General features: G+C 52.8%; 7 protein-coding genes. All 7 read right to left on the bottom strand.

Translation table 11 applies throughout. The features are described from left to right. Positions 1-103 precede the first annotated feature (103 nt). The 7 genes from sslE to glcD all read right to left on the bottom strand — a co-directional run bounded on the left by sslE (position 104) and on the right by glcD (position 13,581). Positions 104-4,660 carry a lipoprotein metalloprotease SslE gene (sslE, locus tag D9736_RS07075; RefSeq protein WP_130258008.1) on the bottom strand — a complete coding sequence of 1,519 codons (4,557 nt, stop codon included), beginning with the start codon at positions 4,658-4,660 and terminating at the stop codon, positions 104-106. Between the two features lie 495 nt (positions 4,661-5,155). Further along, positions 5,156-6,838, bottom strand: coding sequence for a glycolate permease GlcA (glcA, locus tag D9736_RS07070; protein ID WP_000259282.1), 1,683 nt, complete (start codon positions 6,836-6,838; stop codon positions 5,156-5,158). Between the two features lie 355 nt (positions 6,839-7,193). Then, positions 7,194-9,365, bottom strand: coding sequence for a malate synthase G (gene glcB / locus D9736_RS07065; protein WP_130258007.1), 2,172 nt, complete (start codon positions 9,363-9,365; stop codon positions 7,194-7,196). Between the two features lie 21 nt (positions 9,366-9,386). Beyond that, complete coding sequence (locus D9736_RS07060; protein ID WP_000853256.1) at positions 9,387-9,791, bottom strand: GlcG family protein; 405 nt, start codon at positions 9,789-9,791, stop codon at positions 9,387-9,389. Positions 9,792-9,795: 4 nt separating this feature from the next. Next, positions 9,796-11,019 (bottom strand): glycolate oxidase subunit GlcF, encoded by a 1,224-nt coding sequence (gene glcF / locus D9736_RS07055; RefSeq protein ID WP_130258006.1) that lies wholly within the window; start codon positions 11,017-11,019, stop codon positions 9,796-9,798. Between the two features lie 10 nt (positions 11,020-11,029). Continuing rightward, entirely contained in the window at positions 11,030-12,082 is a 1,053-nt protein-coding gene (gene glcE, locus D9736_RS07050; protein ID WP_130258005.1) for a glycolate oxidase subunit GlcE, read from the bottom strand. Then, positions 12,082-13,581 (bottom strand): glycolate oxidase subunit GlcD, encoded by a 1,500-nt coding sequence (gene glcD / locus D9736_RS07045; protein ID WP_130258004.1) that lies wholly within the window; start codon positions 13,579-13,581, stop codon positions 12,082-12,084. The genes glcE and glcD overlap by 1 nt, the downstream gene beginning before the upstream one ends. Positions 13,582-13,728: the final 147 nt, after the last annotated feature.

Below are 13,728 nucleotides of genomic sequence, written 5' to 3'. Positions count from 1 at the left end.
CTCTCTGTAGGCCCGATAAGCTGGCGCATCGGGCATATGTGTTAACCCGATGCACCTTATTTCATGCCGGATGCGGCGCGAGCGCCTTATCCGGCATACAGGCTTACTCGGCTGACATCTTATGCTCGGTAACCTTATTAATGGTTTCCGGCCCTTGCTGCGGTTTCGGCAGACCAAGCGCAGCGAGCTTGTTGTAAGCCGACTGGCTCACACCGCCCTCGAAGCTCATCTCGCTAGCCCCCGGCAGCTGGTAAGCATTCGCGCCTGGATTCCATTTCTTAAAGAACTCCGAAAGATCCGTCTGAGCGACCCAGGAGGCACACAGCATCAGCGTGTCGGCAGCGTTACCGTTGGATTCGGCACAGTAATTCTTGCCACCAAAGGTCTTGTCGCCAACATCATCGCCGCGTGCTTTACGATGCATCAACTGGAACAGGTTCCAGCCTTTCATCCCTTCACGATCGCTGTAGAACTCTGGCAGCTTGCTATCTGGATACCATTTCTTGATATCAAAGTTTTTCTCTGCCCATTCCTTCAGCTGCGCGTACATCAGCAGACGGTCACCCGCACCGCCGCGCGCCCATGCCTGACCGTTGCTCTCGTCCAGATATTCCGGCGCGACGGTAATATCGTCAGCGACACGGTTCATCTTGCCGAGATAACGATCCTGCATGTACAGCGCCAGCACGTTGTTCGCCACTTCAGTTGCGCCCGGTACAGTCAGTGGTGTTTCTGCGGCGTTATGCCCTACTTCATGCCAGATCAGCCAGTCGTTCAGCGGCGTCGTCGGCAGCGTGGTGCTGTTCGTCGAGAAGCTGCTGTTCATTACCGGATAACCAGAGTGCGCATCACCGATGGAGATCTGCACATCGTTGGCGAAACGATGTTTATGTCCCGTCAATGCTTCATAGGTAAACATCCGGTGGTTACCGCTCGTTTCATCACGACCGTAGAAGTCATTCATCGAGCTGGCAAAGGTATCCAGTTCCTTAGCGAATTGTTCTACGCCATCCGTGAAATTGCTGGCCTCAAGGTTCTTCTTCGGCGTGGTATAGACGAACGACGCAGACTCCAGCTCGCCCAACGGCGCAGGGGAGTTCAGAGCGTTTTTCCATGCACCATCTTTATAGAACGGTGCTTTTACCACGCCAGTAAAGGTGAATTTGGCTGACTCATTCTGTGGGCTGTTGCCCTTGATATAAATCAGACCACCGTAAGGAACCGTAAACTTCACCGTACCATTAGCCTCCAGAGTATACGTTTTAGTCACTCTTGGCGGACGGTTCAGAGCAACTTCATGCTTCTCACGTCCGGTAAGGTCGTCGGCCAGCGCCACGGTGACAGTCACAGGAACGTCCGCATTGGACTTAATGGTGACCTCTTTTTGAGCCGGAGCCCACAGACCAGTAGACTGCATGTTACCCGCAAACCATTTGGTCGGATTCGAGTACAGGCTGATGGTTTCTGTAACCTCCTGCCCATCTGCCGATACCGCTCCCGGATACTTCTCGACATCAACTTTGATGTTCAGATCCCACCAGGAACGCCCCAGCATCAGGCGCGTCAGCGGTTTTTCCATATAGTTGAGCGGATAGCTCGGGTTCATCATGCCCGCTTTGCTGCCTTCACCGTAGATCATCTTGTTATCGATCAGCGATTGTTTCAGCTCTGCAGAACACTGCGTGCCGTTGGTGTAAGCATCGTTGGCGTAGCAGTTCAGGAACTCGGTGAACGTTTTAAAGCCCAGCTCGTCATCCTTGCTGCTGTCATAGCTATATTCAATTTCATTCCACAGCCAGACCGACATGTTCTGGTACAGACGTTCCAGATCGACGCTGCTCAGACGCTCACCTTTGCGACCATTGGTCCGGAAGTAGAGCTCATGCTGATACAGACGCTGAATGTTAGTGCCTAAATCCGCCGCCTGTAGCATCGCTTTCGCAGTGTCGGCGCTGAGATTCAGTTGCGTATAGCGCGGAACAAACATGCCAGTATTATTCTCTGGCGTTACAGGAACTCCCGTGCCCGGGCGGTATTCCAGACAGTTGACCTCATAGTGATATGCCGGGTCCTTACATTCCTTTAATCCAGGAAACGCCTCAAAGATTTTTGCCTTTGCCGCCTCCAGAGACTCTTTTGTTTTAAACTCCGCCTCATCGATAAAGGCATAGCGTTTGACCTGTTTGCCATCGACATCTTCCTGCCAGCTGGCCACTTCCAGTTTCGGTTTCTTATCAGGTTTGTTATCAATCTGATATTTCCAGGTAACTTTTCCTGTTTGGGAATCAATGGTGTACGGCAGTTCACCTTCCACAACCGGATAACGTTCATAAACCCAAATGCCAGTCGCTCGACGCTGGCGCACGCGGTCTGGATAACCCTGCGGATCGGTATTCACCACCGATTTGTTAAGCGCCATCGACAGACCTGCGGCATCAAGCAGACGTACAAAGCCTGATGCGCTCTCTTCCTTAAGATTGCTCATCACATTTTCCATGATCAGCACCGATCCGCCTTTGTTCAGATAGGCGATCAGATCCGTCACATCCTGCTGGGTCAGCTTCGGTTTGCTGGTATCTGCACGCAGAGGCACTGCATAGGGATCGCCAGACCACTGAGTCACATACTCAAAGCCATTGAGGATCAGCAGAGGAACTTCATCTGGATTCAGATTGCCATAACTGGTCAACGGTTTAACCGTGATACCTGCGAAATCCTTATGGAAAGCAAACGGAGCACTATTTCCTAATACCTGACCCGCTTTTTTGAAATAAACCGTATCCAGGTTAGTGCCCACGGTCATACTGCTCTTCGCATCCGGCAGCCAGCGTTCATTTGACAGATAGCGCAGTACGTTCTCCATGAAGTTCTTCATGTCGTCCGGATCGCTGTCGAGCGTACACTGTCCGTCTTTATTAACGCTCCCGTTCCAGCTGTAACCGTTCGGGCAACGTAAAATGCTGTTGTAGTGCGGGTTACCGATAACCATCAGTTTGCCCTCACCGACTTGCCCCAGCGAAATAAACGGCAGGTTGAAGGTCGCGGTATCGCGCGTGACGTTTTCTGGCACCACAAGAGAAGGCGCTTCAGTAATGTACGCCAGCTCGTTTTTATCCCAGGCGCGTTTTTCGCCGAAGGCCAGCCAGTAGTTTTTATCATTACGCGCCATCAGAATCGGGAAGGCCGCGTTGGAGATATTCACCACTGCCTGACCGCGCGCATTACCGGTGCTGCCATAGAAGTTGGTAGAGTCATGGAAGACGTGGAATTTCGTCACAGATTTGTAATCTTTATCCACACCCCACAGCTTGTTGATAACGCCCTGAATCTGACCTTCGTTAACATTGCGTGCTGTCAACGAGAACCAACGCTGAGAGTTGCAGCCCCCAAGGGAGTCACAAATCGCCGTATCAATCTCTTTAGCCTGCCCGGATTCAAACTGCTCAAGAAATTCGTTTGTCCGCTCAAAGGTTTGATCGCCTTCGCTCAACGCCTCGCCATTGGATAACGAGAGATTAATAATCTCGTTGATCACGTTGGGATACTCGGCAAAGACCTTACGCACTACGTCCGGCACTTCACGCTCATCATTTTTTCCGGCCTGGGAGTAACGATGAATAAGCTGATCAATATTCGCGCCGCGAACTTCGTCGCCCAGCTCAGTCAACGCAATGGTCGACTTATTGCCGCGTACTGAGCCCAGTTCAAAGGTGTCGATACCAAAGGAGATGGTTTCGCCCCAGCTGAAGTTGAATTTGCCGTTTTCGCCAGTCACGCCACGGCCTGAGCTGGTGTAGTAATTTACGCCAACCACACCATTGCCCATGCTATCTACCAGTCGGCCTTCGGAGAGAATGATTTCCGTAGGTTGATACTGATAAAACTGTTCCGCGTTAGCCGACACGAAGGAAGCGTTCAGATCCGGTTTTGTTCCCGGTGTGGTGACTGGCACGACCGGTGAAGTATGAGTGGATGGCGCTTTATCAGTCGCAGCATTGTTTTCCACCTCTTCATTGACCAGCTTTTTGAACTCTTCCGGTGCCAGATCGATTTGCTTATACAGCGAGTCGAAGCGTTTACTCTCGATCACCGAGGAGAACGTCAGACAAACCTGTTCTGTATTCGCCGGACAGCTGTTACTGGACGTTACCAGCGAAACCGCATTGCTTTTCTTGTCATCGGAGCCCGCCAGTTCTTGCGCATCCTCAAGGCTAAACGACACTTTTTCAACCGCACGCAAGCTACGCGCAGCTTCTGACTGAGTGTTGAAGGTGGCAATTGTCGTGTTACCTGCCACGCAAGTAACGTTCTCGCCAGGTGTAAAAGTAAAGCCGTCGCTGGATTCACCATTACATTTAGCACCGATTACCCGCTGGCTTCCGCCCAGGGTCAGATAACCTGTTTTCGTAGGAACAGGTTCTGGCTCCGGTTCTGGCGTTGGCTCTGGCTCAGGTGTCGGGTCCGGCGTAGGTTCAGGCTCCGGCGTCGGCTCCGGGTTTGGCGTTGGATCGGGTTTCACTTCCGGCAAAGACCCGGTTCCAGAATCTACAGGCGGGTTATCGGAGGAAGAACCTGAACCGCCGCCATCACAACCGGTTAATAAGGTTGCGCTTAAAATAGCCGCTAAAAGCGATTTTTTATATTTAAATTTCTTATTCATTAATAACGCAAGTGACAAAATATAGTTAAAAAATTCGTAACTGGGGAAATAGTTTTATGTTTTAGCTTCTCTAATAACTTCCTCCATTCTTAAAAAAACTGCATTATTGATAACGAAACAGGTGAAATTTATAAGAATATCCCCTATTCGATGTCAGACGGGGTATTTATAAAATGATTCAACAAACAAAAAAGTAACAATTATTCACAATGTAACTATCCCAAGTTGTTGATAGTTTTAACGATTGCGATTGCAAAAGCAACAGATAGCACGGTGTTTGCTCATCAAGCGAACACAATTAATACAGACTTGTTTTGCGTGACAAAAAAATAGATATTCTCACCCCCTTAATTATTTAGAGAGTTATCTGACCATGAAATATTATTTATGCCTGGATAATAAACAGCGAAATGATTTTGCAATTATTTAGCCAGGATAATGAAACGAGAATAGAAAGAAGCCGGATGATATTGACGATCATCCGGCATTATTGACTTACGAAACTAACATCCCGGTAAACACATACGCCTGCAACAGCGTGATAATGCCGATAACGCTGGCAAAAATCAGACTGTGCTTCACGGTGTAGCGGAACAGTTCAGATTCTCGGCCCACCATGCCCGTCGCGGCGCAGGCCACGGCGATAGATTGTGGGGAGATCATCTTGCCAGTTACGCCGCCGCTGGTATTTGCTGCCACCAGCAGAGTGTCAGAGACGTTGATTTGCTGCGCCGTGGTTGATTGCAGTGAACCAAACAGAGCGTTCGAGGAGGTGTCCGAGCCGGTAAGGAATACCCCCAGCCAGCCGAGGAATGGCGAAAAGAACGGGAACATCACACCAGTACCCGCCAGTACCAGCGCCAGCGTGGTGGACATACCGGAATAGTTGGTCACGAAGGCAAATGCCAGCACCATGCCAATCGACAGTATCGGCCACTTCAGGCTAATTAGCGTTTCTGCAAAGACGCCAATACCTTTCTTGATCCCCACGCCGAGGATGAAGATAGAGATAATCGCTGCAATAAAAATAGCGGTGCCGCCAGCAGAGAGCGGGTCGAATTTAAACACCGCGTCCATTGGCGTCGGCTGGGCGACAATGGGGGCCGCTTTCAAGACTTGTTGATGCAAATGAGGGATCTGGAAATTAATCACCAGCGAATAAAACGCGCCGCCCGGAGCAAATAACGCTTTAAACGGTTTCATGGTCCAGATGGTGACCAGTACCGTTAAGATTAAAAACGGTGACCACGCGCGAATGATTTGCCCCAGACTATATTCTGACGGTACCGGGCCGCCAGAAGACGGTTTATTCACCACCATCGCACCTGCGGATTGCCCCATGCTGATTGCCGTTTCGGTATTTTTCGGTCGCCAGACTTTAAGGAATAAAGAGAGTGAGACGATACTCACCAGCGCCGAAGTAATATCCGGCAGTTCCGGGCCAATGTAGTTAGAGGTAAAGAACTGAGTGACAGCGAAGCTTCCCCCTGCAACCAGCGCCGCGGGCCACGTCTCTTTCACCCCTTTCCAGCCGTCCATCATTGCTACCAGCCAGAACGGCACCAGTACCGACAGGAACGGTAACTGACGTCCCGCCATTGCGCCAATGTCGAACGGATCGATTCCCGTTACCTGACCGGCGACCAGAATTGGCACACCCAACGCACCAAACGCCACCGGCGCAGTGTTGGCAATCAGACACAGCCCCGCCGCGTATAGCGGTTTGAAGCCCAAGCCCACCAGCAGCGCACCGGTAATCGCCACCGGAGCACCAAAGCCAGCCGCCCCTTCCAGCAACGCGCCAAAGGAGAAACCAATCAGTAACACCTGCAAACGCTGATCGTCGGTGATGGAGATAACCGAGCTGCGGATAATATCAAACTGACCGCTGGCAACGGTTAATTTATACAGGAATACAGCCGCGACAATAATCCACGCAATAGGCCATAATCCATAAATAAAGCCATAGCCCGCAGCAGCAAATGCCATATCAATCGGCATTTTAAAGGCGAATATCGCAATCAGGATAGATAATATAAGGGTTATTGCTCCGGCGACATGTCCTTTCAGACGTAATACCGCAAGTGCAACGAAGAAGAATATTATTGGGATCAGGGCAACCAGAGCGGATAGCCCCAGTCCTCCCATCGGCATATACATTTGAGTCCAGGTAACCATATTGTTCAGTCTCTTATTATCTTTATATGCTTGATATGATTAAGGTTGTAATAAGCAAAAGAGGACTGAACTGTAAAATATAGGCGTTATACTTTACAGCAACAGTACGCTGCTAACGCAATTGCTACCTCTGGCATAACAAGTATATCGGGTAAGGGTTTCTGTTCCGCACACGCAGGCGCAGAGTATCGTTAAGATGTCCATATTGTTGTTTTAGGCCCGCTAGTAATGCGCTGCGGGTATTTAATTTTGTTAAACCCTGATAATCGCTCCGGTTATTTCCGGGATAAATGTACTACCGCAGTTACTATAATAGCCCCGACAATAAAACTTGCCGGGGCTTTTTTTGACGCTATTAATGACTTTCTTTTTCGCGTAAACGCCAGGCGTGTAATAACGGTTCGGTATAACCGTTTGGCTGTTTCACGCCGAGGAAGATCAAATCGCTGGCAGCTTTAAAAGCACACGAGTTAGCGAAATTCCCCGCCATCGGACGATAAGCCGGATCGCCAGCGTTTTGCTGATCAACCACCTTCGCCATGTTCTCCAGCGACGCCTGCACCTGCTCTTTGGTCAGGATGCCGTGGCGTAACCAGTTGGCAATATGCTGGCTGGAGATGCGCAGCGTTGCACGGTCTTCCATCAGCGCCACGTTGTGAATATCCGGCACTTTTGAACAACCAATCCCCTGCTCTACCCAACGCACCACGTAGCCCAGAATTCCCTGCACGTTGTTATCCAGCTCTTGTTGGATCTCTTGCGCCGACCAGTTAGCATTTTCAGCAACCGGAATGGTCAGCAGATCGTCCAGCAGCGGTTCAAATTCAGCATTGAACTCGGTCTGGGCAATGTTGGCTTGCACGCTCTGCACGTTGGTTTGGTGGTAGTGCAGCGCATGGAGCGTAGCGGCAGTTGGCGACGGAACCCAGGCCGTGTTTGCCCCGGCACGTAACTGGTCGCCCTTCTGGCTGTACATGTCTGCCATCAGGTCCGGCATTGCCCACATGCCTTTGCCGATTTGCGCTTTACCGCGCAGCCCGCAGAACAGACCGGAAAGCACGTTATTGCGCTCGTAGGCTTTGATCCACGGCGTCGATTTCATCTGGTTTTTACGCAGCATCGGGCCCGCTTCCATCACCGAATGCATTTCATCGCCGGTACGGTCGAGGAAACCGGTATTGATGAACGCCACGCGGTTGCGCGCCTGAGCGATACAGCTACGCAAGTTCAGCGAGGTCCGGCGTTCTTCATCCATAATGCCCATTTTCAGGGTATTCGGTGCCATACCGAGCATTGTCTCAACGCGGGAAAACAGTTTGTTGGCGAACGCCACTTCCTGCGGACCGTGCATTTTCGGTTTCACAATATAGACGCTGCCAGTGCGCGAGTTTTTCTGCACTTTTAAATCATAGAGGGCAATCGCGCCAGTCATGACGCCATCAAGAATGCCTTCCGGGATTTCATTGCCTTCGCTGTCCCAAATCACAGGAATGGTCATCAAATGCCCCACGTTGCGGATAAACAGCAACGAGCGTCCGTGCAGAGAAATTTCAGAGCCATCGGCGGCGGTGTACTGACGATCGTCATTCAGTTTACGCACGATTTGCCGACCGTTTTTCTCCATTTTCTCTTGCAGAGTCCCCTGCATCAGGCCCAGCAAGTTGCGGTACAGCAGGATTTTATCTTCCGCATCAACCGCAGCGACCGAATCTTCACAGTCGAGAATGGTACTGATGGCGGCTTCAACGATAACGTCGTTGATGTGCGCCGGATCGTCTTTGCCAATCCGCCCGTTGGCATCGATTTGCAGCTCAATATGCAGGCCGTTATTTTTCAGCAAAATGCAGGTCGGCGCAGCGGCATTGCCACGGTAACCGACAAACTGTGCCGAAGTACGTAACGTGGTTTCTTTACCATTTTTCAACTGGATACGTAATTGTTTGTCGACCACCTTAAACGCCACGACATCCTGATAGCTGCCGTTTTCCAGCGGTAGAGATTCATCGAGGAAACGCCGAACCCAGGCGATAACCTGCTCACCGCGCTGCGGATCGTAGCCGCTGACCATCGCCCCTTCCTGCGGGATGATGTCGCTGCCGTATAGCGCGTCGTACAGTGAGCCCCAGCGAGCATTCGCCGCGTTCAGCGCGTAGCGGGCGTTCATCGCCGGAACCACCAGCTGTGGCCCCGCCTGACTGGTGATTTCGCTATCGATGCCCGTGGTTTCCACCGTAACGTGGTCCGGCTGCGGCACGAGATAGCCCAGTTCACGCAGGAAAGATTTATAAGCCGCTTTGTCTTTTACCGGCCCCGGATTGCTGCGATGCCATTCGTCCAGCGCCGCCTGAATGCGATCGCGTTCTGCCAGTAATTGACGATTTTCTGGCGCCAGATCGTGAACGATCTCATCAAAATTGCGCCAGAACGCCGCAGCGTCCAGCCCTGTTCCCGGTAAAACTTCTTCATCCACAAAACGTTTAAAATTGGCGTCAATGCGTAAACGGCCCTGGGTTATGGTTTGATTCATTGTTTATCTCCTCGTTTTCGCTTATTTCGCCAACACCGCTGCTGCCGCTTTCGCGACCTGCGCATCCTGTGCTCCGGTTAAACCAGAAACGCCCACGGCACCAATAATTTGCCCATCAACAACAACCGGTACGCCGCCTTCCAGCGACGTCAGTAACGGCGCAGTCACGAACGCGGTACGTCCGTTGTTCACCATCTCTTCATAGCCCTTAGTTTCACGACGCCCCAGCGCGGCGGTACGCGCTTTCTCCTGGGAGATGTAAGCCGCAATCGGCGCGCAATCGTCCATGCGACTTAACGCCAGCAGATGACCGCCGTCATCGGCAACAGCAATGGAAACAGACCAGTTATTTTTCTGCGCCTCTTCCTGACCTGCGGCAATAATTGCACTCGCCATTTGCTGGCTAAGAATGACTTTAGTTTTCATTTTGTTATTCCTTTTCAAGGGCTTGTTCTACAATTTCAATCCAGTGACGCACAGAGGTTCGACCGGCGCTCGCCAGATGCGTCTGGCAACCAATGTTGGCGGTGACGATCATTTCCGGTTTGCCGCTTTCCAGCGCATTCATTTTGTTATCCCGCAGCTGGCGCGCCAGATCGGGATGCGTTAATGCATACGTTCCCGCCGACCCGCAGCACAGATGGCTGTCGGGAACGTCCGTTAAGGTAAATCCAAGACGAAGTAACACTTTTTCCACTTCGCCGTTCAGCTTTTGCGCATGTTGTAGGGTACACGGGCAGTGGAAGGCCAGCTTTTTATCGCCGCGAATTGCCAGTTTTTCCAGCGGTTCCTCGCGCAGAAGTTCGACTAAATCGACCGCCAGCTCACTGACCTGACGCGCTTTATCGGCATACAGCGCATCGTTTTTCAGCATCTGCCCGTACTCTTTGACAAACGCACCGCAGCCGCTGGCAGTCTGCAAAATTGCCTCGGCACCTGCTTCAATCGCGGGCCACCAGGCATCAATATTATTTCGCGCCCGCGCTAGCCCTTTCTCTTGCGCATTAAGATGATAGTCCACCGCGCCACAACAGCCTGCTTCATTAGCTGGCGTGACGCTGATCCCCAGACGATCCAATACTCGCGCAGTTGCCGCGTTGGTGTTGGGCGAAAGCGTAGGCTGGGCGCAGCCTTCCAGCATTAAAACCCGACGCTTATGGCGCAGCGGTGGACGCGGTTTAGCTTTCACCATTTCGGCGGGCAATTTTGCTCTTATCTGTTCTGGCAAAAACGGTCGCAGCACCAGCCCTACCTGCGTCAGCGCACGGAAGACCGCCGGACGCGGCACTACCTGGCGCAATCCTTCGCGCAGCATTCGCTCCGGCAGTGGGCGTTTCACCTTCTGCTCGACAATATCACGCCCGATATCCAGCAGAGTGTGATAGCGCACACCAGAAGGACAGGTGGTTTCACAATTGCGGCAAGTAAGACAGCGATCGAGATGCTCCTGTGTTTTAAGCGTGACTTCGTTACCTTCCAGCACCTGTTTAATCAGATAGATGCGCCCGCGCGGCCCGTCCAGTTCATCGCCCAGAAGCTGATAGGTTGGGCAGGTTGCGGTACAAAATCCGCAGTGAACACAGGCGCGCAGGATGCTGTCGGCTTCCTGCGCCCGCGCGTTCTGGCGCATCTCTTCGGTTAACCGGGTTTGCATAGTCTGCTCCTTAAAGTTCCGCGTACATGCGACCGGGGTTAAACACGCCGCAAGGGTCGAGCTGCTGTTTAAGCTGCTGGTGATAGCGGAATAAAGGAGCGGGTAGCGGGGCAAAGCCGCAATCTCCGGCACTAAAGCGGGTCGCATGACCGCCAGCGTTGCGGGCGATGCGATGGATTTGATTGTCATCGGCTGTCGATTTCAGCCAGCGTAACGCCCCGCCCCAGTCGATCAGTTGTTCGCCGGGTAAATCCATCATCGGCGCATCGGTGGGTAAGGAAATGCGCCATAAAGTGCCCGGTAATGAGAAGAACGGCAATTGTTGTTCACGCAATTGCTGCCAGAACTGACCCGCAACCTCTTCGCCACCCAGCAGTTCACGCGCTGCTTTTACCGATCCTTCGCCGCCCTCAAGGCGGATCCACAACGCATTGTCGAAGTAACATAAGCCACTAATGGGTAATGGCTGGAGTTGCCACTGGGCGATTTCGTCCATGGCTTCTTGCAGGCTGATTTCCCGACGCAGGCTCAAGGTGGCGCGCGGTCGCGGCAACACTTTCATTGAGATTTCAGTGAGCACGCCAAGACAACCGTAGCTTCCGGCCATTAATCGCGAGAGATCGTATCCGGCAACGTTTTTCATCACTTCGCCGCCAAAACGCAGATGTTTTCCTGTGCCGGTAATGATGCGCGTGCCGAGGACAAAATCGCGTACTGAACCGCTCCACGGGCGACGCGGCCCCGCCAGCCCGCAGGCGATCATCCCGCCCCAGGTGGCTTCTTCACCATAATGCGGCGGCTCGCAGGGGAGCATTTGCCCCGCACTTTCCAGCGCCGCTTCAATCGCCACCAGCGGCGTTCCGGCACGCGCGGTGATCACCAGCTCGGTCGGGTCGTAATTAACAATGCCGCGATGACAACGCACATCCAGCGTTTGCCCGGTGACAGGGCGGCCTAAAAAGGCTTTGCTATTGCTGCCCTGAATCACCAGCGGCGTTTTATTACTAATCGCCTGATTCACCTGTTCCAGCAGCGCCTGGCTGTAATCACACTCGCGTAGCATCAGAAACGCTCCAGTTCGGGGAAAGGTAAATGACCGTGATGCACGTGCATGGCACCAAATTCAGCACAGCGGTGTAGCGTGGGAATGTTTTTCCCTGGGTTCAGCAAACCATCGGGATCAAACGCCGCCTTGACTGCATGGAAGGTCGTGATTTCATCGCTGTTGAACTGAGCGCACATTTGATTGATTTTTTCGCGCCCGATGCCATGTTCTCCACTGATGCTGCCGCCAACTTCAACGCAGAGTTCGAGGATCTTCCCGCCCAGCTCTTCCGCGCGGGCAAATTCACCGGGTTCGTTGGCATCGAAAAGGATTAACGGGTGCATGTTGCCGTCTCCGGCATGAAAGACGTTGGCAACACGTAAATCATATTGCTGCGATAAACGGGCAATGCCTTCCAGTACGCCAGGCAGGGCGCGGCGCGGGATGGTGCCGTCCATGCAGTAGTAATCGGGAGAGATGCGCCCCACCGCCGGAAAGGCGTTCTTGCGGCCAGCCCAGAAACGTACGCGCTCTGCTTCATCCTGTGCCAGACGGACGTCAGTCGCACCCGCGTTCAACAAGATGTCGTTAACCCGCTCGCAGTCTTCCTGTACGTCAGACTCCACGCCGTCCAGTTCGCATAACAAAATCGCTTCGGCATCGACGGGATAACCGGCATGAATAAAATCTTCCGCCGCGCGGATCGACAGGTTATCCATCATCTCCAGCCCGCCGGGGATAATGCCATTGGCGATGATGTCACCAACCGCAAGTCCGGCTTTTTCTACCGAGTCAAAGCTGGCTAACAACACGCGCGCCACGGGCGGCTTCGGCAGCAGTTTTACCGTTACTTCGGTGGTCACGCCGAGCATACCTTCCGATCCGGTGAACAGCGCCAGCAGGTCAAAACCAGGCGAATCCAGCGCGTCCGATCCCAGCGTCAACGCCTCGCCTTCCAGCGTTTGCACTTCAATTTTCAGCAGGTTATGTACGGTCAGACCATATTTCAGGCAGTGGACGCCCCCCGCGTTTTCCGCCACATTGCCGCCAATCGAACAGGCGATTTGCGAGGAAGGGTCCGGTGCATAATAGAGATTATGCGGTGCTACGGCCTGGGAGATCGCCAGGTTACGCACGCCCGGCTGCACGCGCGCACGGCGCCCGACGGGGTTAATGTCGAGGATCTCTTTAAAGCGCGCCATCACCAACAACACACCTTTTTCCAGCGGCAGCGCGCCGCCAGAAAGCCCGGTGCCCGCGCCACGGGTCACCACCGGCACACGCAGGCGGTGGCAAACAGCCAGAATCGCCGTCACCTGTTCCATCTGCTTAGGCAGAACAACCAGTAATGGACGCGTGCGATACGCGCTCAACCCGTCACACTCGTAAGGAGTGATCTCCTCATCGGTATGCAGGATCTCCAGTCCAGGGACATGCTCACGCAGTGCCATCAGTACCGATGTGCGGTCGACATCGGGTAAAGCGCCATCAAGACGCTCTTCGTACAAGATGCTCATGAGTAGGGTTCGCTTTGTTGTGTTGTGTGGCAGCTGATTTTTGCGCGCTGCTTCTGTGAACAGTTATTAAGCGGGCTTTTCGTTTTCGTCTATCTCTTTAGCTACCGGTCAGACCATTTTTTTTCCAGCTCTGTGACTTCGCATTGG

This window comes from Escherichia sp. E10V10, from assembly GCF_004211985.1.
Taxonomy (GTDB): domain Bacteria; phylum Pseudomonadota; class Gammaproteobacteria; order Enterobacterales; family Enterobacteriaceae; genus Escherichia.
Note: the sequence above shows the minus strand (reverse complement) of the source record. Positions and strands in the feature narration are given on the sequence as shown.

Coding starts and splice junctions, on each gene's coding strand:
- sslE (WP_130258008.1), bottom strand. CDS start 4,660: ATGAATAAGAAATTTAAATATAAAAAATCGCTTTTAGCGGCTATTTTA.
- glcA (WP_000259282.1), bottom strand. CDS start 6,838: ATGGTTACCTGGACTCAAATGTATATGCCGATGGGAGGACTGGGGCTA.
- glcB (WP_130258007.1), bottom strand. CDS start 9,365: ATGAATCAAACCATAACCCAGGGCCGTTTACGCATTGACGCCAATTTT.
- D9736_RS07060 (WP_000853256.1), bottom strand. CDS start 9,791: ATGAAAACTAAAGTCATTCTTAGCCAGCAAATGGCGAGTGCAATTATT.
- glcF (WP_130258006.1), bottom strand. CDS start 11,019: ATGCAAACCCGGTTAACCGAAGAGATGCGCCAGAACGCGCGGGCGCAG.
- glcE (WP_130258005.1), bottom strand. CDS start 12,082: ATGCTACGCGAGTGTGATTACAGCCAGGCGCTGCTGGAACAGGTGAAT.
- glcD (WP_130258004.1), bottom strand. CDS start 13,581: ATGAGCATCTTGTACGAAGAGCGTCTTGATGGCGCTTTACCCGATGTC.